23 protein-coding genes and 1 pseudogene are annotated in these 21055 nt (G+C 29.8%); 5 read left to right on the forward strand and 19 right to left on the reverse strand.

Annotation, left to right across the window (positions count from 1 at the left end; all coding sequences use genetic code 11):
* Window positions 1-103 precede the first annotated feature (103 nt).
* Window positions 104-1168, forward strand: coding sequence for an NAD(P)/FAD-dependent oxidoreductase (locus LQ609_RS02675; RefSeq protein WP_078357677.1), 1065 nt, complete (start codon window positions 104-106; stop codon window positions 1166-1168).
* A 34-nt stretch (window positions 1169-1202) separates the two neighbouring features.
* Here LQ609_RS02675 and LQ609_RS02680 read toward each other — a convergent pair whose 3' ends face one another.
* Window positions 1203-1529: a YuzD family protein gene (locus LQ609_RS02680; RefSeq protein ID WP_239734282.1), complete on the reverse strand. Its 327-nt coding sequence runs from the start codon at window positions 1527-1529 to the stop codon at window positions 1203-1205.
* A gap of 110 nt (window positions 1530-1639) precedes the next feature.
* On the opposite strand from LQ609_RS02680, the gene LQ609_RS02685 reads away from it, so the two are divergent.
* On the forward strand, window positions 1640-1882 hold the full coding sequence (locus LQ609_RS02685; RefSeq protein WP_017001072.1) for a NifU family protein: 243 nt from the start codon (window positions 1640-1642) through the stop codon (window positions 1880-1882).
* 634 nt (window positions 1883-2516) lie between these two features.
* Here the strand turns inward: LQ609_RS02685 and dltD are convergent.
* The 8 genes from dltD to LQ609_RS02725 form a co-directional block, all read right to left on the reverse strand.
* Window positions 2517-3695, reverse strand: coding sequence for a D-alanyl-lipoteichoic acid biosynthesis protein DltD (dltD, locus tag LQ609_RS02690; protein WP_208144042.1), 1179 nt, complete (start codon window positions 3693-3695; stop codon window positions 2517-2519).
* Window positions 3692-3928, reverse strand: coding sequence for a D-alanine--poly(phosphoribitol) ligase subunit 2 (gene dltC / locus LQ609_RS02695; RefSeq protein ID WP_078357680.1), 237 nt, complete (start codon window positions 3926-3928; stop codon window positions 3692-3694). Before dltC ends, dltD begins: the two co-directional genes overlap by 4 nt.
* A 16-nt stretch (window positions 3929-3944) precedes the next feature.
* A complete protein-coding gene (gene dltB, locus LQ609_RS02700) occupies window positions 3945-5165 on the reverse strand; it encodes a D-alanyl-lipoteichoic acid biosynthesis protein DltB (protein WP_239734283.1) in 1221 nt (406 codons plus the stop codon).
* Window positions 5162-6622: a D-alanine--poly(phosphoribitol) ligase subunit DltA gene (dltA, locus tag LQ609_RS02705; protein WP_107509673.1), complete on the reverse strand. Its 1461-nt coding sequence runs from the start codon at window positions 6620-6622 to the stop codon at window positions 5162-5164. The genes dltB and dltA overlap by 4 nt, the downstream gene beginning before the upstream one ends.
* Before the next feature lie 15 nt (window positions 6623-6637).
* On the reverse strand, window positions 6638-6781 hold the full coding sequence (locus tag LQ609_RS02710; protein WP_078357683.1) for a teichoic acid D-Ala incorporation-associated protein DltX: 144 nt from the start codon (window positions 6779-6781) through the stop codon (window positions 6638-6640).
* A gap of 317 nt (window positions 6782-7098) precedes the next feature.
* Window positions 7099-8064: a 2-hydroxyacid dehydrogenase gene (locus LQ609_RS02715; protein ID WP_078357684.1), complete on the reverse strand. Its 966-nt coding sequence runs from the start codon at window positions 8062-8064 to the stop codon at window positions 7099-7101.
* A gap of 21 nt (window positions 8065-8085) precedes the next feature.
* Entirely contained in the window at window positions 8086-8853 is a 768-nt protein-coding gene (locus LQ609_RS02720; RefSeq protein ID WP_078357685.1) for a TIGR01457 family HAD-type hydrolase, read from the reverse strand.
* Complete coding sequence (locus LQ609_RS02725; RefSeq protein WP_208144046.1) at window positions 8840-9283, reverse strand: DUF86 domain-containing protein; 444 nt, start codon at window positions 9281-9283, stop codon at window positions 8840-8842. The genes LQ609_RS02720 and LQ609_RS02725 overlap by 14 nt, the downstream gene beginning before the upstream one ends.
* Before the next feature lie 109 nt (window positions 9284-9392).
* On the opposite strand from LQ609_RS02725, the gene LQ609_RS02730 reads away from it, so the two are divergent.
* On the forward strand, window positions 9393-9662 hold the full coding sequence (locus LQ609_RS02730; protein WP_078357687.1) for a DUF3055 domain-containing protein: 270 nt from the start codon (window positions 9393-9395) through the stop codon (window positions 9660-9662).
* A gap of 668 nt (window positions 9663-10330) precedes the next feature.
* Here the strand turns inward: LQ609_RS02730 and LQ609_RS02735 are convergent.
* From LQ609_RS02735 to LQ609_RS02780, 10 genes and pseudogenes are all read right to left on the reverse strand, one after another.
* Window positions 10331-10708: pseudogene (locus LQ609_RS02735) on the reverse strand (YutD family protein); the annotation flags it as partial.
* Between the two features lie 9 nt (window positions 10709-10717).
* Window positions 10718-11638 carry a lipoyl synthase gene (lipA, locus tag LQ609_RS02740; RefSeq protein ID WP_078357689.1) on the reverse strand — a complete coding sequence of 307 codons (921 nt, stop codon included), beginning with the start codon at window positions 11636-11638 and terminating at the stop codon, window positions 10718-10720.
* Between the two features lie 76 nt (window positions 11639-11714).
* The gene (locus LQ609_RS02745) at window positions 11715-13046 is read right to left on the reverse strand and encodes a bifunctional metallophosphatase/5'-nucleotidase (RefSeq protein ID WP_115337671.1); all 1332 of its coding nucleotides are present in this window, start codon (window positions 13044-13046) and stop codon (window positions 11715-11717) included.
* A gap of 12 nt (window positions 13047-13058) precedes the next feature.
* Complete coding sequence (locus LQ609_RS02750) at window positions 13059-13880, reverse strand: sulfite exporter TauE/SafE family protein (protein WP_078357691.1); 822 nt, start codon at window positions 13878-13880, stop codon at window positions 13059-13061.
* A 12-nt stretch (window positions 13881-13892) separates the two neighbouring features.
* Complete coding sequence (locus LQ609_RS02755) at window positions 13893-14741, reverse strand: DUF72 domain-containing protein (protein WP_239734284.1); 849 nt, start codon at window positions 14739-14741, stop codon at window positions 13893-13895.
* A gap of 140 nt (window positions 14742-14881) precedes the next feature.
* Window positions 14882-15514: an ATP-binding cassette domain-containing protein gene (locus LQ609_RS02760; RefSeq protein ID WP_078357693.1), complete on the reverse strand. Its 633-nt coding sequence runs from the start codon at window positions 15512-15514 to the stop codon at window positions 14882-14884.
* Window positions 15511-15873, reverse strand: coding sequence for a YxeA family protein (locus tag LQ609_RS02765; protein ID WP_325886013.1), 363 nt, complete (start codon window positions 15871-15873; stop codon window positions 15511-15513). The genes LQ609_RS02760 and LQ609_RS02765 overlap by 4 nt, the downstream gene beginning before the upstream one ends.
* On the reverse strand, window positions 15873-17873 hold the full coding sequence (locus LQ609_RS02770) for a DUF1430 domain-containing protein (protein ID WP_239734286.1): 2001 nt from the start codon (window positions 17871-17873) through the stop codon (window positions 15873-15875). The genes LQ609_RS02765 and LQ609_RS02770 overlap by 1 nt, the downstream gene beginning before the upstream one ends.
* Before the next feature lie 250 nt (window positions 17874-18123).
* A complete protein-coding gene (locus LQ609_RS02775) occupies window positions 18124-19377 on the reverse strand; it encodes an N-acetylmuramoyl-L-alanine amidase (RefSeq protein ID WP_107509702.1) in 1254 nt (417 codons plus the stop codon).
* Window positions 19378-19396: 19 nt separating this feature from the next.
* Window positions 19397-19717, reverse strand: a complete 321-nt coding sequence (locus tag LQ609_RS02780; RefSeq protein WP_078357697.1) for a phage holin — start codon at window positions 19715-19717, stop codon at window positions 19397-19399.
* A gap of 141 nt (window positions 19718-19858) precedes the next feature.
* On the opposite strand from LQ609_RS02780, the gene LQ609_RS02785 reads away from it, so the two are divergent.
* Both LQ609_RS02785 and LQ609_RS02790 read left to right on the forward strand, forming a co-directional pair.
* The gene (locus tag LQ609_RS02785; RefSeq protein WP_078357698.1) at window positions 19859-20188 is read left to right on the forward strand and encodes a helix-turn-helix transcriptional regulator; all 330 of its coding nucleotides are present in this window, start codon (window positions 19859-19861) and stop codon (window positions 20186-20188) included.
* A 35-nt stretch (window positions 20189-20223) separates the two neighbouring features.
* Window positions 20224-20688 (forward strand): ImmA/IrrE family metallo-endopeptidase, encoded by a 465-nt coding sequence (locus tag LQ609_RS02790; protein WP_239734287.1) that lies wholly within the window; start codon window positions 20224-20226, stop codon window positions 20686-20688.
* Window positions 20689-21055 lie beyond the last annotated feature (367 nt).

Here is a 21055-nt window from a genome sequence, read left to right on the forward strand (position 1 = left end):
TAGTTTATGCCAAAAAAGATTATACTAAAAGTATACTTATATATTATAAAATATATACATACAAATTTGTAGAAATTTGATTTATGGACAAAGGAGAATAACGATGAAAAGCTTAGTATTATTAGGGGGCGGATATGGTAATATGCGTTTGATGAAAGAAATCCTTCCAAGCATTTTACCGTCCGATTATTCAATTACGCTGATTGATCGTATGCCATTTCATGGTTTAAAAACAGAATTCTACGCATTAGCAGCAGGTACAAAACCAGATAAAGATATTCGCGTTCAATTTCCTAAAGACAAAAAAATTAATACAGTATATGGGGAAATTACTGATATTGATTTAGATAATCAAATTGTTTCAGTTGGTGACTCACGTGTTGATTACGATGAACTTGTTATCGGCTTAGGATGTGAAGATAAATATCATAATGTACCTGGAGCAAAAGACTACACTTACAGTATTCAAACAGTACAAAATGCTCGTAAAACATATCAAGCAATATGTGACTTACCAAGTGATGCTACTGTCGGAATTGTTGGTGCGGGTTTAAGTGGTATCGAATTAGCTAGTGAATTACGTGAAAGCAGACAAGATATCAAGATTAAACTTTTTGATAGAGGTTCTAGAATTTTACCTGCATTTCCAGAAAAGTTAAGTAAATACGTAAAGAAATGGTTTGATAAACATAATGTAGAAGTTGTTCCTAATTCAAATATTACACAAGTTGAGCCTGGCCAATTATACAACAATGAAGACATTCATAATGTAGATTTAGTCGTTTGGACTGCCGGCATTCAACCAGTTGAAATCGTAAGAAATCTTCCAGTTGATACTAATGATGGTAGAAGAGTTATTGTAAACCAATATCATCAAATTCCAACTTATAAAAATGTATATATTGTAGGTGACTGTGCAGCATTGCCTCACGCACCAAGTGCTTATTTAGCAGAAATACAAGCAGATCAAATTGCTGAAGTTATGAAATTACAATGGACTGATAAACCTTTACCAGAAAAAATGCCCGAGTTAAAACCTCAAGGATTTGTAGGCTCACTTGGTGAGAAACAAGGCTTCGCTTATCTAATGGAACAAACAGTTACAGGACGATTAGCAAGAGTCATTAAATCAGGAGTACTCTGGTTATATAAATACCATAATGGATAATGATAAAAAGTAGCAGAACTATCTGCTACTTTTTTTATTGTTCAATGGCGACATGTTCATCAATAAATCTCGTGATATGCTTTAACTGAATAAAACCATCAGCAACATATTCATCATTTATTGTAACAAGTGGATAAAACAATTCATCTTCATTAATTCTTTCTATAAACTGAAGATCATGATCTGTTAAATTTTCAGTCTGTTTTAAAAAATCAATATAAGTGTATTCAAATTCTAAATCCGTATATTTTCTTCCTAAAATAGCTTGTAACCATTCATATGTGTCCTTCGATGATGGTGCATTGACACAACTCGCACATACAACATCTGCACCATAAACTACTATACTTGCTTTGGACATATAATCATACCCCCTAGTTTGATGAATAGATTTTTTACCTTATATCTATTATAATAGATTAATAAGATTAATGTATCTAATAACACTTGATGAGAGGAGTATTTATATATATGACTACTGAACAACAAACAATGTTTGATCAAGTTAGTGATGTACTTGAGAAATTAAGACCATTCCTATTACGCGATGGTGGTGACTGTGAATTAGTAGATGTTGATGATGGTATCGTTAAACTACGATTACTCGGAGCTTGTGGTACATGTCCAAGTTCTACAATTACTCTAAAAGCTGGCATAGAACGTGCTTTACTAGAAGAAGTACCTGGCGTTGTAGAAGTAGAACAAGTTTTCTAATCACTTTCATTTTATTTATAGGTATTAAAAAAGCACCGTGCCATAAAGTTGGCACGGTGCTTTTTTTCTTTCTATTTATCATGTTGACCTCGTCTTGATAAATTCAGACTCTCTATTTATCATGTTGAGCTCGTCTTGATAAATTCAGCCCGTCTATTTATCATGTTTGCCTCATCTTGCAATATACAGCCTCTCTATTTATCATGTTGACCTCGTCTTGCAATATTCAGCCCATCTACTTATCATGTTGACCTCGTCTTGCAATATTCAGACTCTCTATTTATCATGTTTGCCTCGTCTTGCAATATTCAGACTCTCTATTTATCATGTTTGCCTCGTCTTGCAATATTCAGCCCATCTATTTATCATGTTGAGCTCGTCTTGCAATATTCAGACTCTCTATTTATCATGTTTGCCTCGTCTTGCAATATTCAGCCTCTCTATTTATCATGTTGAGCCTGTCTTGCAATATTCAGCCTCTCTATTTATCATGTTTGCCTCGTCTTGATAAATTCAGACTCTCTATTTATCATGTTGGACCTGTCTTGATAAATTCAAGACAGTTTGTCGACAGTCTGAAGCACCGTGCCATAAAGTTGGCACGGTGCTTTTTAATATTTCCTAGGTAATATTATTAATATTGTCGACTTACTTTATTATCATATTGTCCATTTATATGATTAATCATTTGTTCGTTAATATAGACCCAACCTTTCCAACCTATATGAACTGCATCTGTAATGACAAATGGTTCATATTCTTTATCGGTTATGTCATATACTTTCATATTATTCGAAGTGAGCATTTTATTAATCTTTTGATATACTGCTTCTCTTTTGTCTCTATTAACATTAATATGATCATACCATTTTCCATTTGCTGGAATAACAACAAATAATGGATCTGCATTTACTTCTTTTAATGTGTCAATTAACAACTGTAAGTCATCGAATTCTTTAGACTGGTTATTGAACTCGTAATTTCTATTGTATCTTTTTCGTTGCTCTTTTAATAAATTCCAATATTGGTCATTCATTCCGAAATTATTAGTTGTAGAATGCTTTTCACCATATTGATTAGCATATAATCTCATTTCATCCCATTTCATATGACTAAAATGATGTTTAGAACTATTGGTTAAAGCGACTTTTTCTCTACCAAAAATAGACTTTAAAGCATCATGTTTTTCATGGATGTTATTTTCAAAATCATTCATAAAAGTTCCTTCATCATACTGATGATTTTTTTTACTTAATACAGAATTTAAATATGGATCTGATTTTAATTGTTTAAATTGAACTAATCTTTTTGCAAATCTGTCTTTTAATTCTGGACTCAAAGATTTAATTTTAAATAAATGATCCGCTTGTAATGGTGAAAATCTAGCGCTAAAGTTATCATTTGTTAAACCATGATCAGTAAACCACTGGGGTGAAATGATGATAGCTACTTTTTTTCCATTTAGATTATGTGCTTGGCTGCCAACATTAATTGCATGGATTAAATCTGTAGAGCCACCTGTTCCAATTAAATATGGCTTTAATTTAGCATTTTTATCTTTCAAAATATGCGCTGGATGAAATATATCTTGTTTTTCCAATTCACTTGAGCCAAATATAGGATAATAATGTTTACTTAACAACATTTCCTCTTGAGAGTGCACGCCTTTTAGTACAGAATCATTTAAAGAAATTGCTTCTTTATTAATATTGTCTTGTTTAGATAAAGATGTAAGCCATTCAACTGGAATTAATAAAAATAAGCCAAATAAAATACCACTTAACAATAAAGGCAACAATAATTTTATTTTCATTGTAATTCCTTAAGTACTTTTATAATTTTATTCGGTGTTGCCCACTCATCTCTATCAAAATCCGTAATTGTAACATCAATGTCTAAATTATTTTGAATTTCTAACAACAAGCCTATAGTTGCAAATGAATCTATAATCCCTTCTTCAAAAATTTCGATATCAGGGTTTTCTTTTACGATATCATTTTCAGCAACTTCAGCTAATATATTTAATACTTTTTCTTCAAAATTCATAATATAACTCCCTTATTTAATGTATTAATTTTCCTGAGAATAATAAAAATCCAAATGCTACACTATGGAATGTAATTAATATTGCGATCACATTCATTAACTTATAATTAAGTTTTGGCGGATGCTTTTTGCGCCATTGTTCAAAATAACCATATGCAATAAATAAGAATGCGTGATATAAACCATAAAGAATATATTGTATTTCAATACCATGCCAAATTCCCATAATAAAGAAATTGATTAAAAATCCCAGGTTAGATATTAACAGCTTATCTTTTAGTAATTTTTCTTTGGATACCCAAAAAACAAACCTCATATATATACAATCTCTGAACCAAAAAGATAAACTCATATGCCATCTATTCCAAAATTCTTTAATATTTTTAGCTTTAAATGGCTTGTTAAAGTTAATTGGAGTTTGAATTCCGAATAAATAACTAAATGCTATAGCAAATAAACTGTATCCTGCAAAATCAAAAAACAGATAAAAACTATACCCGTACATGTAATAAAGATAATTTAAAAAGGTAGGATCTGTATCTATTGGCGTAACTTTAATTACATTTTCATTTATGTAATAAGCAATAATATACTTATATAAAAATCCCATAAACACCATATGTATAGCTTTTATAAGCATTCCATAATAAACATTGGGTTCAGGAATCTTTTCTTCATCCTTGATAAATCGCTTATATCTATCTATAGGACCTGAAGATATCGTTGGAAAGAATGTAATAAAATCAATTAGTTTCATTGTATTGATTGATTTTATTCTATTATCACGAATTTCCATAATGAGTTGAACACTTTTAAATGCAATATACGAAATACCTAGAAATCCTATAAATTCAATTAATTTATTACCGTGAACTGTTATTTGAAAATCCCCTAGCCAACTACTTTGTAATATTTTCACAATAATTAAAGGTAATATTGAAAGTACTATTGCAAAAGCATAATTTTTAAACTGGTTTGTTTTCTTTGCTATCGAAATATAAACTCTAATCAATACAACTTGATAACATATATATAGAGCAAAGAAAATAAATTGATAACTTAAAAATTTATTATCATATAAGTTTTTATTTTCATCCGAAAATATTAGTATGAGCATAACTAACGTAATGACTCGGTTATAAACAAGACTTCTCTTTCCGACTAACCCTAATATAATTACTGGTAACATTAAGACTAAACAGATATAAAAATAGGTAAAATCCCCATATGGAATCATGGTTTTAACCTCTCTAATACTTTATTTCTATCTAACTTACCATTAGCAGTTAGTGGTAGATTATTCACAAAGCTAAATTTTCTAGGAATCATATATTCAGGTAAATGAATTTTTAATTCCTGTTTTAAATGGAGTATCATGTCATTTTCGTTATCTATTTCCTGATTTGTAAGAATAGCTGTAGCATGTAAATATTGAACTTTTTCACCTTTTTTAATTGGTGATATAACGACTTGTTTAACTTCTGGCAATTGCTCTAAAACCATTTCAATTTCTTCTAGTTCCATACGATAGCCGTTAATTTTTATTTGGAAATCTATTCTTCCATGTATAAACCAATAACCATCACGAAACTCTGCTTTATCTCCAGTAAAATAATTTACTTGACCATCTATATTTTTAAATACTTTATTGTGCTTTTCTTCATCTTTTAAATATCCTTGACTAATACTTTTACCAATTATCACTAATTCTTCATTATCAGCTAATTTTAATTGTGAATTTGGACGTACTGTACCAATTGGTAATGGATTAAATTTATCTAGAATTTCTTGAGTAATTTGAATACTTGTTACAGCAACCGTTGCTTCTGTTGGGCCATATGTATTATAAATAATCGAATCTTTAAATTGATTGATTAATTTCTGTGCTGTCTTATGACTCAGCACTTCTCCACAGAAGAAAAACTGCTTTAATTTAGTATGTTGATCTTGATTAAATCCTGGTAATAATAAACACATTTCTAAAAATGATGGCGTTGATACCCAAGATTCAATGTCTTTACTATTTAGTAATTCATATAATTGTTTTGGCTTTTCAATCATCTTTTTATCAACTAGTTGCAACGTCCCACCTGTCATTAAGCATGGATATATTGCCATAACTGATAAGTCGAAAGAAAATGGAGCTTGATTCAACCACATACTGTTGTCGCCAAGCTTATTAAGTTGTAACATCCAGTTAGTAAAGTCCATTAAACTTTCATAACTGATTTGTACACCCTTTGGCAATCCAGTGGATCCGGATGTAAAAATTGTATAAACAGTATCTAAATTATTAATTCTATTTAAGTCTTCCAAGTTTATTTGCGCTTCTTTACATGCTTCTATTGTTATTTGATTAATTTGTATATTATTCAATAAATTACCAGTTGTATTAAAAATAAAAGCAGGCTCTACCTTCTCAATGATATGCTCTATTCTTTCTAAAGGAATCGATATATCTATTGGAACGTATCCAATGCCTGCTTTCATACTCGCAATCATACCTACAATCATAAATGGTGACATATGACCATATAATACAATTGGCTTATCAGAATCTTGGATTAACGTAGCTAATTTATTTGAATAAAGATCTAGTTCACCATAAGTCATCTCTTCTTCTCTATAGTTTATAGCAATTTTATCGGTATACCACTTACTCATAAACTCTACTTGTTCTAAGATGTCTCTCATAAATGTTCTCCTTCATTAAAATTCATTATATATAAAATCGTTACTTGCACTACCACCAGCATAAATCCAAAATAAAACAATCATGATTAAGAAATAAAAAATGGTTAAACCAACTATTTTGCAATTCTCAGATAGTAATATTTGCCTAATTTTTTCCATTGTAAATCTCCTCATGTTTTTATTTTGTAATTATTCTATTTTTATATTATATTCTATGTATAAAGAGATATCAACGAAAATATGTAAAATTTTAGCATTTATTGGAATTTAAAAGGGATTAATCACATTACAAAATTGACATATAAACTGTCATAACAGACCTTATAAACAAGTTTAATGAAATTTGATTTTAATACCTCTTATATAAAAAAAGATGGTGAGATAAATTAATTATCTCACCATCTAATCATTAAATTAAAAAGTCGTTTACTGAAGCGAAATAGACTTAAATCACGCTTTTTCAATCTTTGTCATCTCTATTTCTTCACTGGTGTTACTGGTTCACTACCTGCGATAATTTGTTTTGCATTATCAACACAAAGTTGAACCATATGATCTCTTGTGTTTATTGAGCTACTACCTATATGAGGAACAACTATTACTTGTTTCATTTCTAAAAATGGATGGTCCATTGCTATAGGTTCATTTTCTACTACGTCTAATGCTGCACCGAGAATTTCTTTTTGCTTAATTGCTTCTATTAAATCAGATTCTACGACATGTCCGCCGCGACCGATATTAATCAATATTGCACTATCTTTCATTTTCTTAAATGTTTCTTTATTAAATATGCCTTTGGTTTCAGATGTTAATGGAGCAGTACAAACTACAAAGTCACTTTCTGCTAACAGTTCATCCATATTTCTATATTCAACATTTAATTCTTTTTCAGCTTTTTCTTTTTTAGAACGGTTGTGATATATCACTTTGCAATTAAAGCCCTTTAATCTTCTGGCGAAAGCTTCACCTATTGCACCCATTCCATATATACCAACTGTAGATCCATGAACATCTTTACCTGCTAATAAGTATGGACCCCAACTTTTCCATTCGCCATTTTCTACATACTCAACCGCTTCTACAATTCTTCTTGCAGCAGTTAACATTAAAGTAAATCCTAATTCTGCAGTCGTTTCCGTTAACACTTCTGGTGTATTTGTTACAATAACACCTTTATTATGAGCCAAGTCAATATCAATATTATCATACCCTACTGCTAAATTAACGACTCCTTTAATTTTAGGTGCAGATTCAAAAAAGGTTTCATCTATTTTCTCACTTAATGTTGTGATTACAATTGTGGCATCTGCAGCGCGCTTTAAAAATTGTTCTCTTGGCATAGGTTCTAATTCACTATCCCAAACATCTACTTCTGCAAATTGTTCTATTTGTTGAATAAATTTATTTGGCAACTGTCTAGCAACTAATACTTTCTCTCCCATATTCCCATCTCCTTATTTCAGTTATTTGATTACTTCAAATAAGTTCTTAACACTATAAGTTGGTAATATCTCTTTTAAGTTAATTTCTTCTAATGATGTAACGCCTGTTTGTACATGTAATGTGTCAATTCCACTATTGATACCTGCTAAAATATCAGTATCGTACAAGTCACCAATCATTACACATTCTTCTTTTGAGAGACCTATTTTTTCTACTGCTTGTTCCATAATAATTGTTTCTGGCTTGCCTATAAAGATAGGCGTTTGCCCAGTAGAAACACTTACAACACTAGTTAATGAACCGTTACCTGGTAAGAAGCCTCTTTCATTCGGTATTGAAACATCTTTATTTGTTGAAATAAATTTCGCACCATTTCTTACTGCTAAACATGCAACTGATAATTTTTCATATGAAATATTAACATCCAGTCCCATAACAACATAATCTACATTTTGATCTTCTTTAATTACTAAACCAGCATCACTCAATGAAGATTTCAATCCACTTCCACCAACCATGTATACAGAAGCTCCTGGTGATTCTTCACTAATATATCCTGCTGTAGCCATAGCTGAAGTGATAACATGCTCACTTGAAGTATTAAACCCCATATTATTTAATTTTTCAGCTACTTCAGCAGGAGTTTTGGAAGAATTATTTGTAACAAATAAGTAATCTTTATTGTTTGCATTTAAATATTCTATAAACTCGATTGCGCCTTCAATTATTTCAGAACCTTTATACATAGTTCCGTCTATATCAATAAAATAACCTTTATAATCTTTCATTTTTATCTCCTTCACCAAATGCTGTAACGGGTACATTTTCATTTTTTAAAAAATGTTTAGTGTCTTCAATTGCTTGTTTATAAAAAGGATTAGCTATTTCAAAAGCTTTTTTTAATTTGTCGTGATTAATGCTTTCGTAATTACGAATTAATTCTTTTCTAAAATCAATAGAATTTCTAATAGCTTCAGCAGTTGAAGGTTGGAATACTTTTTCAAGTTCCATAATATCAATTACATCTTTATAATTTCCAGGGTCTCTTAATATAAAAGCATCAATAATTAAGTTCCCAATATCTACGACAGATTCAATCATCATGTGTGCAATTCTTTCTAAAGCATACGAAGAATCCTTCTCAACTTCAAAATCAACTGTTAATTTTTCTAAATAATTCATTTTTAAATTTAATGTTTTGCTATCTACGAAATACATGTAGAAAACCTCCTATTCATATATAATAATATCATAATTTTGAAATATACGGCATTGCTCTGTATACTAAACAATTAAAGAAAGCTTTTAAATAAAGGAGTAACTATTTATGGTAGAAATGTTTTTATATGATGAAGAAGATGAAGCAAAAATTCAATTTGTCGGTTTTGTAGGTGAACATAGTAGATATGACTTAACACTTATTTATACAGACAGACATTACGGTAAAACAATCGTGCTTAATACTCAAAACAATAAATTTGGAATAATCGGAAAAGACGATTTAGAAGAAGAAGGTTATATTAGCCACATCCTAGGTTTATCACCTGAAGAAGGAGAAGAAGTAACAGAATATTTACACGATGTTATAGATATCTAATAAATTGAGACTTAGTTATGTGACTATCACTAATAGCACTATTACTAACATGTTCATGAAAAAATAACCTATCTAGATTAGAACTTAGATTGGTTCATAAGTTTATCTTAGTTTCAAAATGCCGACAAAGTCTTAAACTTTGTCGGCATTTTTCTATGTGTGTCCTTTCCGCAGTTGTGCTTATATGAGGTCCAGAAATCAGAAATACGGACCGATAAAATAAATTAACGGTCCAGAAATCAGAAATACGGACCGATAAAATAAATTAGCGGTCCAGAAATCAGAAATACGGACCGATAAAATAAATTAGCGGTCCAGAAATCAGAAATACGGACCGATAAAATAAATTAACGGTCCAGAAATCAGAAATACAGACCGATAAAATAAATTAACGGTCCAGAAATCAGAAATACGGACCGATAAAATAAAATAACAGTCCTGAAATGAAGGATGTGATAAAAATGTACTATAAATTTAAATATCATTCACACTTCTTCCACCTTATATAAATATAGATTGCCTATGTAAAAAGGCTGGGACAATTAATTTGTCCCAGCCTCTACTTTCTATAAATAATCTTTTAAAGTATTTCTAGAAGTTTGTTGTGTTTCAACTGTGTCTTCTTCAATAATTTTTTCTTCTACAATTTCTACTTCTTCGATTTCTTGTTTACTATTTTGTTGTATTGATGGTTCGATTTTTACATCATCTAATTTATTATCTTCATCTACAAAGTCAGCGTCTTCAGCTGTTAATTTCGTGATTTCTCCTTTAGATAAACGTCTTAGTACAAAATATTTACATCCAAAGTTACAATACTCGAGTAAATAATCTTGTATTGCCGAAAATCGTTTATTGGCATCGCTTTTTTTATTAGAATCGTGATAAAAACCTTTTAGACGAAGTTGGTCATAGCCAAAGTCGCCAACAATATAATCATATTTATCTAGTATTTCAGAATAACGTGATGTAAATTGTTCTTCATTGAATGATTGTTGATCGTCTTTAATTACTTCAAAATAGTTATTTTCTATTTTAGTTAACATTCAATCACCTTATTGTTTATTAAGTTCCTGTTCACCTAGAATATGTTTTTGTTTAGCTGCTTCATTTACTTGTTCGTCAGCGTGATATGAACTACGTACCATTGGGCCAGCTTGACAATGCTTGAAACCTTTTTCCATTGCTACTTTTCTTAATTTACCAAATTCTAACGGCGTATAATATTTTTGAACGTTTAAATGTTTACGTGATGGTTGTAAATATTGTCCGATTGTCATGATATCAACATCGTTTGCACGTAAATCATCCATTGTTTCGTAGATTTCTTCAACAGTTTCTCCTAAACCTACCATCAAACTTGATTTTGTAGGAATATCTGGATACATTTCTTTAGAACGTCTTAAAAATTCTAGCGTACGATCGTATTTTGCACGTGCTCTAACTCTTGGTGTTAATCTTCTAACTGTTTCGATATTATGGTTTAAAATATCTGGTTTAGAATCCATCAAAGTTTCTAACGCTTCATAACTACCGCCCATATCTGAAGGTAATATTTCTATAGTTGTATATGGATTTAATTCTCTTACTTTACGTACAGTTTCAGCATAAACGTTTGAACCTGCATCTTTCAAATCATCTCTTGCAACAGCTGTAATAACGACATGTTTTAAGTTCATTAATTGTACTGATTCTGCAACACGTTGTGGTTCGTCTAAGTCTAATTCGTTTGGAAGACCTGTCTTAACTGCACAGAAACGACATGCTCTTGTACATACTGCTCCTAAAATCATAAATGTTGCAGTACGTCGTTCTCCCCAACATTCATGAATATTCGGACATTTTGCTTCTTCACATACAGTATGTAGATTCTTTTCACGCATCATTTTCTTTAATCCAGTGTAGTTCTTGTTAGTATTTAACTTTATTTTTAACCAGTCTGGTTTACGTAATATTTCTTCATTTTTAGTAGCCATATACGTGAACACCCTTCTATAATTAATTTTCATCTTCGTTCATTATAACCAAAATACGTATAAATTTAAATGCTCCTTACACTTTCTTTTCTTTTTGTATTAACTTTTGTTCAAAAATATTTCTTAAAAACTCGGGCATAATATAATTTATATTCATATCTTTCAATATCGGAAAATATCTACCAAATGTATACATATCAATTGTTCCTAGTTTATATTGCTCGTGATCCTGAACTTCAATACCTTTTACAAAGCATTGGCCAGTGGATTCTATATAGCCGATATTTTTAAATACGTATCCGCCAAAAATATCTCCCCTGAACCCGAAACCAATCGCAATTTCATCTATATAGGACTGTTCCATCGCTTTGTAAATAATTTGTTTAAGCTCCACGCCTCTTAATTCAATTGAAACTGTATTTATTGGATGAGGTAGCATTTGATGAATATCATATTCAGTTATTTTACTATCATCAATTTCTTTAACAATTAACCCTGCATTTATGATTGCGCAATCTGCTTCTGTAAACTCTAATACGCTTTCACAAAGTAAATCCGTCGTATAACTCGCACTATTTAAACGGCGAGGTAAAGATATTCTCCTATTTAAAACCGGTTTATCTAATAGTGATTTCCCTTTTTCTTCATAATTATTAGGAATTTCATCCAATAAAGTTGTATCGAGTATCTGTGCTTCTTTATGAATAACTTTATTATTTTCAATCTCTAAATCTACTTGCCCAACATAGTGTCCATACTTACCTGCAGCAGCCATCAATACTCCATTTTTTTCTTCTCCACGTTCAAAATAATGATGTGTATGTGCTCCAAAAATCACATCAATTTCTGGACACTCTTCGCATAACTGTTCGTCAAAAAAGATTCCTACATGACTCATAACAATTAATACATCATAATCTTCTTTAACTTGTGAGATTTCATTTTTTAATGCAAGTAACGGTGAAGTCACTTTCCAGTCTAAAGTTTCATATATATGATTAAATGGTGCTGTTAAACCTATCAAACATACTTTAATGCCATTAACATTTTTGAGTACATGAGATGTTAAATGATTAGGTAAATTACTATTAAGATCAAACAAATTACAACATGTTACATCAAATTGAGCATCATCATACAAATGGTTGAGTGAATCATGAGAGATCGTCATGCCTTCATTATTTCCAAGTGTCACAACATCTACATTGCTATCATTTAATATTTTAACATTCTCAGTACCTTGAGATGCTTCAGTTAATGGATGGAACAAGTCTATATGGTCACCTATATCAATATATAATGAATCATGTTGAAGTTTGCTTCTTTCATCTTTAATATATTGAGATATTTTTGCATATGTATTTAAATGGCTGTGTATATCATTCGTATGAAAAATTGTAAGCTTCACAGATTCAACTCCTTATAAAATACTTTTTATAATCAAATATATACCTAAGATTAACATTGTAATTCTTAAAATTAAAACAACTGTGTCTGATTTCATTCTACTATTAATTTTTACTCCAATTTTCGCTCCAAAGTAACTTGAGATAATCAATACAATTGCATGTACCCATAATACATTGCCTTGTATAACATGACTCACAGAACTTGATAAACTAGAGAAGAAAATCATCATCATACTTGTCCCTACTGCAACATGTGGTGGGAATTTAAATACAATAATCATGAGTGGTGTCATCAATGCGCCTCCACCGATTCCAAATAATCCAGTCGTAATACCTACAATAAATGCTGATATAACAGCTGCAATTGGTGGTATGCCATATTGATGTTTTTCTCCTGTTTTATCAATAAATGATTTTAAATATTTTTCTTGTTGAAAATATTTAATTGGTTTCACTTGATTTCGAATCATTAAAATAATAGATATAAGTATTAGAAAAATACCAAAATATAAATTAAATGAATCTAATGTGAAATATTTACTTAAATATGCACCTACTAAAGCTCCAGGAATAATTCCAATCAAGAATATTAAACCATTCTTCACATCAACTTGTTTCGTTTTTAAATAGCCTAAAGTAGCAGTCAAACCTGTTGTAATCAAAATCACAGATGATGTCCCTATTGCTCTTTGTGGCGTCATACCTGAGAGTAAATGGTGATCAATTCCAAAGTAAACAAGTGATGGAACAATAATTATTCCGCCACCTATTCCAACTAAGGCACCTATAACCGCAGAACAAACGCCAATAATAACCAACACTAAATATGCCATAATTTCCCACCTCTAAAATAATTTAAGTTGTTTAGGTGCTAACCCTTCATACTTTATATCTAATAACTTTTGGTAAGTTTTGGCATTTTGTGCTGCATGACCACCGGAATTATTATTAAATACTACATATATATCTTTTGCTTTATGGTTTAAGATCTTAACTTTATCTGATAATTCTTTTAGTTCCGCTTCATTATAATCATATAAGTATCTTACATCACGCCACTCTTGATCAGACATGTCTTTCTTAGTCCACCCATTAACATTTCTCCCATGATATCGAACAAAAGCTACATCATGTGTAATACGATTAATAAATGGAATAGAACCTTCTCCACTTTGTGGCTCATCACAAACACTATGAATAAATTTCATCTCAGTTAAAAATTCTAAAGTGTATTCTTTTACATCATCTTTAAACCAAGAACGATTTCGAAATTCAATACACACATCAAAATCCTTTAATTGCTCTCTAACATAACGTAAATAATTAATATTTTGAGGTTGTAAATCAAACCAAGGTGGGAACTGAACTAGAATCATCGCTAATTTACCAGATGCTTTTAAGGGCGCCATAGAATCTTTAAATAAGTTAAACAACTCTACCTTACCTGAAGCAAAATCAGTAATTTCAGCATGACCAGTTAAAGCCTGATGTATTTTAACAACAAATTTGAAATTATTTGGTGTTTCACGAATCCACTTCTCAATATTTCTTTGTGGCTGAATCGCGTAATAAGTCGCATCCAATTCCACAATTGGAAAATGAGCAGCATATGCCTTTAATTTATCTTTTTTATTAGAAAGATCCTCATATAAACTATCATGATCTCCCCATCCAGTTAGGCCAATTTTTATCATATATTATCACCACATTTATCATACCATATCGAGTATTTATAGTTCATTTTGTTTGATTAAAATCATAAATTTCTCTGTATAATAAAAAAGCAGGAAGAGACAATTAATTTATCTCTTCCTGCTTAAACTATTCCAAAATATCATTTACTTAACTGTATATTTCTATCACAATAATTCATAACTTCTTCATCATGTGTAACAATTATTATCGTAGATTTTCCTTTGAATTCTAGTAATAATTTCAAGATAATATGTTTATTAACTTCATCTAATGCACCAGTTGGTTCATCTGCAAATATAACAAGAGGTTCTTTTAATAATAATCTTGCAATCGCTACCCTTTGTTGCTCTCCACCACTCAAAGTATAAACTTTTGTATCTAGTGACTTATCTAAACCAACTTTATTTAAAGCTTCTAACTTTAACTCTTTCTTCTTTGCTTTACTCAGTTTCTTATAACTTAATACAATCTCTAAATTGTAATTGATCGTTTCATGAGAAATGAGAGCATAATTTTGAAATAAATATCCAATTTCATTTCTATATATTAACACTTTATCTTTTTGTTTCATATTAGCTATATTACGTTTGTTAATTTCAATTTTACCTTTATCAAACTTTTCAAGTCCACACATACAAGCTAATAAAGTTGATTTACCAGAACCACTTTTCCCAGTTATAGCAATCATTTCACCTTTGTTAACAGATAAATTAAACTCCGTAAATAAATATTCACCATTAAACTGCTTATTTAAATTTTTCACTTGAATCATTGTTTAATTCTCTTTTCATATTCTGCTTTACTAATATAATCAATAAAGAATACCCATTTACCTTTGTGATCAATTTTGACATATTTTTCAGAAGGATTAAATCCTTTAAAATCTAATAAATAACTATTCTTTTTACCATTTTCATCAAACGATTCGATATCTTTATAATCTTGGATTTCTTCAATTTCTTTAGTACTTAATTTATCAGGATATTCACTATTAGGCATTTTAGCATAACTCCACTGTCTTTTAACTAAAGGATTAAATCTATCTATTTTCTCTTCAGTATATTTTAAAATAAATAAAGCTATGCAAATCACAACTATAATAGAAAAAATAATAATAAATATTCGCCTCACTACTGACTCTCACCTGGTCGTGCATTTTTTAATAAGTAATACTCATAACGTCGAATCACAAAAATCAAAGATAATATTTCAAATAATATAACTGAACAAATCACCGGAAATGAAAGTGATAAGACATCAAAATATTTAACAATTAACAAAGATATCAATGAAGAAACAATACTTATCATCATAAAGTGATAATGCTTTTTCACAAAAGAATATCCATGAATTGTCTTAACAAATATTTTTTTCTTTTCAGAATCGCAATATAAACATACATTAAAAATATAAACACTAAAAAGAACAACGCTCCCAAAAATGGCCGTTATCAAGGATATTCCTAAATTTAATTTTAGTTGTTGAATATCATCTATGACTTTACTATAAATGTTCGTTAAACCTTGAATTTCATCGTCTAGTTTATATTTTTCTATTTTATTTTGTATAAAATTATAGTCTATAAACAATAAACTTCCATTAGATGCAGCTGTCGAATAAAAAGCAAATGGATTTAATTCTTTAGGCATAATTACAATGACCGGATTATATGAAATAGCATTTTTTAGTTCAAACATACTACTATAATTGAATAATTCGAAATGGTTATCAGTTTTCAAGACCTCTACATTTAAATATTTCTCTTTATTAGTAATACTTCTTTCATCATTTAGCTGGTTGATATATTCATTCATTTCTTTTTTTAATTGAAAAATATTCTTCTTGTTATATGCCTTTTCAGGTAATAAAATAGTCAATCTCGAAAAGTCTATTTGTTTTTCAACCTTTACTTTAATTCCATTTCTCTTTACATAAGTCTTATTTACAAAAATAGCATTTTCTAAATCATATCTCTCGCCTTTATTTTTCCAATCATAATAATTGTTATAAGATAATAGCCATTTATCTTCGGGAATTTTGTTTATTAAAGTTAAGATTCTTTTTTCAACGTTGTCATTTTTTTCTTTATCTGTACCATTTTCATTAGTTGATATTTCGGTCATAAATAAATCCTTATTTTTAATCCAATATTTTTCACTTACTAAATTGTCTTTTAATTCATTATAGTTAAACATCGAACTATTAATAACATTTAATAAGGTTAACATTACCAAAATTTTAATTGCACCTGGTAAGTATTTAAGAATATTTCCAATCTCATCATACTTAATATATTTCGTTATTTTAAACGACTCTTTGTATACGATGATAAAAGATATAGACATCATTATAAATAGGATGGTTAAAAACATTAATGCGAAAACCAAAAATGATAATTGAACATATATAAACTGTGCTAATTTATTATATATTAAGAGACCTATTGTCATAATCATATTAATTACAAAGAAATATTTAAGAAAAATGATAAAAAGTTCTTTTGATTTAATTCGAAAAATTTTCTGTGTAGTAAACCCGTGTAACCTTTTTATAGACATATCTTTAATTGAGGTTACATTATGATACAAAATAGCAATAAATAAAATGATCATCAACATTCCAATTGATGGAATCAATTTATATACATTTAAGTAGTCTACAAGGACAAAGAAAACAGGTTGATTAAAATATACCGCAGTAAGTCCATTATCTTCTAATTCTTTATAGAACGTTTGAGGTAAAGGTTCATCAGTAAAAAAGAATGTACCAACGAGTTTTAACTGATTTACCTTTACATCATTTGGTTCTAATAATTTGTATTTCTTACCGTAAGTAAATGGACGCTCTGAAAAGCTGTGCTTATCATTTTTATATTGCACTAAAAATTTTGATTTCCCATTATCTTCATAATTCTTATTCTCTCTTATAATGTTAGTATTATACTTATTTGATAGTTTAACAATTACTTTATTTGCTTCTTTTTTACTCAGCTTTTTATCCAAATTAGTTATTATAAATCCTTCTTCATAACCAGGAATGCCTATTTCATCGTAATATTTATAAAAATTCAAAAACAAAAATGTCGAAGTAAGGAATGTAAAAAATATAGTTATTCTTGTTATATTTTTCATTCTTACACTTCCCTTATGTGATTTAAGCTAGCTTAATTATAATATAAATAATTCATAATATTCTGTCAATTATAAATTATACATTTTTTACCAGAACAAAACCCTTGCTATCTTTTGTTGATAGCAAGGGTTTTGTGTTATATTTAAATTAGTTAGATACCTTACATAGACTTATTAAATGATGGCCGTCATTGGGTAATGTTTATGTCTAAGGTATTTTTTTCGTTTTTATCTTTCATATTTACATCTCCTATTTTAATTTCAATACTTGTCCAATTTGTATCACATCTGATGTTAAGCCGTTTAATTTCTTTAATGTTGCGACTGTTACGCCTGTTTTTTGACTGATTCCCCACAACGTATCTCCTGCTACGACTGTATATGTTGATGGATTACTTCCAATTGCTGCCCCGTGTATTGCTTCTGCTAATGATTTTGTATATGCGCTTAAATTATTCTTAATTGCATTCATATCTTTTGTTGATGTGATGAATCCTAATTCTACAAGTCTATAGTTGATATATTCTGCTTTTGCAACATTACAATTTAATAGGTCACTTCTTTCAGTAATGCCTCGAATTGTGCCGACATGTTTTTGAATTGCTGCTTGTATTGCTTTATCAATGTTATCTGGTGCTAATCCGCTTGGAATAATGACATGTCCTCCAGTTGCTGATGCTGACGCTGCGTCTAAATGAAATTCCACTACTATTTCATAACCTTGTGATTTAACCCAATACAGCCCATAATCTGTCTTGTTTCCTACTTGTTGTCCATATGCTGTATCTTGATACATGTCTTGGTTTTTACCATATACAGCAACATCATTTCCTGCTTGGCTTAAATAATTAGCTACTCTATCCACAATATTTGCTCTAATAAAATCTCTTTCATTTGTACCATTTCCTACTGCTCCTGGATCATTATATCCATGCCCTGCTACGATCATAATTTTTCTACTCATTTGAACTGCTCCTTTATTTTTAGATTGATCTAATTTTTGATTTAATTTTGTAATATCATATTTTTCTATTGGCATACCACTGCAAACTCTTGTGATTTCATTTGCAATGTTTTCTCCTTTTTTGCGTAGTTGAATATGCAAATGTTCACTCATTGGATTATCAGCATAATTTGAATTACCTTGTAAGCCAATAATATCTCCTTGAATGACTTTATCTCCTTTTGAAAATTTCAAAGAATCTCTTTCCATATGCCCATATATCCAATCATTACCATTGCTATCTCTAATCTCCATTGTTCCACCAAAGTTTCCAAACGGTTCACTGAGAATTACTGTTCCGCTTGCAACTGCAGGAATATTATCTGTCTTATTATTAAATACGTCGAAAGCTCTATGATACCCGCTACAATAAGCATCATAATTGATACCGTCTTCTGTGTAGTTTCTATATCCATATTGCTTTGGATAGTTATCGTACGTTCTTGGATCTGAAGATATTTCCCATCCTTTTTTAGTTAAATAATTTATTGCTGTTAACATTCAATCATCCTCTCAATTTTTATTTCTTACCTGATTGCTTTAAAATCTTTTCCTGTTCCCTAGAGTGATTCGTTAAAATGAATGTATTTTTCCAAATTCCATATAGTACAAATACAATTGGAATACCTGTATTTAATACATTCATCCATGCATTTAACTTTTGAGGATTCAGCCATTCGACTTGAATACCAGAAGCATTTAAAGCTAAGTACAATGCTCCAATAAAACCACCTATCATTGCGATGAACTGTTTAACTTTATCCGGATCAATTTGGATTCCGTTCTCATCTTCTGAATAATTCAAATTAACTTTATCTGTTTTGAAATTCATTTTAACCATGTTTATCACCTCCTTGGTTACACTATAGTATAACTTTTGGTTGACGTCAATAACTTTAGGTTATATTTTTTATTATTTCATTGAAAAAATATAACCAAGAGTTATAATATAAGTATAAATCATATAAGGAGCGGGAAACTTATGGTGTCTGAAAATAAACTCTCTGAACAAATTAGTTTATTAAGAACAAGGAATGGATGGACGCAACAACAATTAGCAGATGAATTACAAGTTTCAAAGCAATCCATTTCATATTGGGAAACAGGTCGTAAAGCACCAAAGATGAAAAAAATAGAAGAAATGGCTAAATTGTTTAATGTAAGTGTGAGTTATATTTTAGATGGGGAAGCTAAAGGGACATATAATTCAACTGCCGAAACAATTGCAGCACATCTAGATGGAGAATTAACTGAAGAAGAATTAAAAAAAGTATTAGAATATGTTGATTTCATAAAACAAAGAAATAAATAAAACATATTTTATACAAAACTTATGGTGGGGATAATTTGAATAGATACGAAAAAACACTTATCAATAATGAACACATCGTCATAAAAGAAACAAATAACCTTCCACATCAATTGAAAGGTTTATATGTAGATGGATTAATTTTTTTGAAAGATGATTTATCTAACAAAGAAAAGTTAGAAGTTCTAGGAGAAGAATTGGCCCATCATGATATAACGTATGGCGATATACTTGATACAAATGAATTATGGAAATGGAAATTCGAACATAAAGCAAGAAGATTAGGATTCGAAAAAATCATACCTTTAAAAAGTATAGTCCAAGCATATCAATCAGGTGTTCAAAACAAATTTGAGTTAAGCAATTATTTAGATGTATCGGAAGGATATATTGATGAAGCTTTAGAACATTATAAACAAAAATATGGTTTAAGTACTTGGTATGATCATTATTTAATTAAATTTAATCCACTTCAAGTATTTGAATATAGAGAAATAAATTAACAATAGAGGATGGGACAATAATTTAAAAAGCGCAGAAATTCAATTTCAACATTGAATTTCTGCGCTTTTTCTATAAAGGTTATTCACACTTCTACTGACTTGTGTGAATATGAGTGTCCTTGCTTACACTTCTTCCGACTTGTGTGAACATGACTATCCTTGCTTACACTTCTTCCGACTTGTGTGAACATGACTATCCTTGCTTACACTTCTTCCGACTTGTGTGAATATAGCTACCCTTGCTTACATTTCTACTGTCTTATGTGAATATGACTATCCTTGATTACACTTCTACTGACTTGTGTGAATATAGCTATCCTTGCTCACACTTCTTCCGACTTGTGTGAATATAAGCGTGCTATGACTA

Origin of the sequence: Mammaliicoccus sp. G-M28, assembly GCF_022386595.1 — a bacterium.
In the GTDB taxonomy this organism is placed as follows: Bacteria; Bacillota; Bacilli; order Staphylococcales; family Staphylococcaceae; genus Mammaliicoccus; species Mammaliicoccus fleurettii.

What these genes read in the sequence shown, in the direction of transcription:
- LQ609_RS02720 (WP_078357685.1), bottom strand. Translation starts at nt 8,853, where the DNA reads ATGAAAGATTATAAAGGTTATTTTATTGATATAGACGGAACTATGTAT.
- LQ609_RS02715 (WP_078357684.1), bottom strand. Translation starts at nt 8,064, where the DNA reads ATGGGAGAGAAAGTATTAGTTGCTAGACAGTTGCCAAATAAATTTATT.
- LQ609_RS02775 (WP_107509702.1), bottom strand. Translation starts at nt 19,377, where the DNA reads ATGTTAACAGCAATAAATTATTTAACTAAAAAAGGATGGGAAATATCT.
- LQ609_RS02760 (WP_078357693.1), bottom strand. Translation starts at nt 15,514, where the DNA reads ATGATTCAAGTGAAAAATTTAAATAAGCAGTTTAATGGTGAATATTTA.
- LQ609_RS02785 (WP_078357698.1), top strand. Translation starts at nt 19,859, where the DNA reads ATGGTGTCTGAAAATAAACTCTCTGAACAAATTAGTTTATTAAGAACA.
- lipA (WP_078357689.1), bottom strand. Translation starts at nt 11,638, where the DNA reads ATGGCTACTAAAAATGAAGAAATATTACGTAAACCAGACTGGTTAAAA.
- dltB (WP_239734283.1), bottom strand. Translation starts at nt 5,165, where the DNA reads ATGATTCCATATGGGGATTTTACCTATTTTTATATCTGTTTAGTCTTA.
- dltA (WP_107509673.1), bottom strand. Translation starts at nt 6,622, where the DNA reads ATGAGAGACATCTTAGAACAAGTAGAGTTTATGAGTAAGTGGTATACC.
- LQ609_RS02770 (WP_239734286.1), bottom strand. Translation starts at nt 17,873, where the DNA reads ATGAAAAATATAACAAGAATAACTATATTTTTTACATTCCTTACTTCG.
- dltD (WP_208144042.1), bottom strand. Translation starts at nt 3,695, where the DNA reads ATGAAAATAAAATTATTGTTGCCTTTATTGTTAAGTGGTATTTTATTT.
- LQ609_RS02710 (WP_078357683.1), bottom strand. Translation starts at nt 6,781, where the DNA reads ATGGAAAAAATTAGGCAAATATTACTATCTGAGAATTGCAAAATAGTT.
- LQ609_RS02750 (WP_078357691.1), bottom strand. Translation starts at nt 13,880, where the DNA reads ATGGCATATTTAGTGTTGGTTATTATTGGCGTTTGTTCTGCGGTTATA.
- dltC (WP_078357680.1), bottom strand. Translation starts at nt 3,928, where the DNA reads ATGAATTTTGAAGAAAAAGTATTAAATATATTAGCTGAAGTTGCTGAA.
- LQ609_RS02680 (WP_239734282.1), bottom strand. Translation starts at nt 1,529, where the DNA reads ATGTCCAAAGCAAGTATAGTAGTTTATGGTGCAGATGTTGTATGTGCG.
- LQ609_RS02780 (WP_078357697.1), bottom strand. Translation starts at nt 19,717, where the DNA reads ATGGTTAAAATGAATTTCAAAACAGATAAAGTTAATTTGAATTATTCA.
- LQ609_RS02725 (WP_208144046.1), bottom strand. Translation starts at nt 9,283, where the DNA reads ATGTATTTCGTAGATAGCAAAACATTAAATTTAAAAATGAATTATTTA.
- LQ609_RS02685 (WP_017001072.1), top strand. Translation starts at nt 1,640, where the DNA reads ATGACTACTGAACAACAAACAATGTTTGATCAAGTTAGTGATGTACTT.
- LQ609_RS02755 (WP_239734284.1), bottom strand. Translation starts at nt 14,741, where the DNA reads ATGATAAAAATTGGCCTAACTGGATGGGGAGATCATGATAGTTTATAT.
- LQ609_RS02730 (WP_078357687.1), top strand. Translation starts at nt 9,393, where the DNA reads ATGGTAGAAATGTTTTTATATGATGAAGAAGATGAAGCAAAAATTCAA.
- LQ609_RS02675 (WP_078357677.1), top strand. Translation starts at nt 104, where the DNA reads ATGAAAAGCTTAGTATTATTAGGGGGCGGATATGGTAATATGCGTTTG.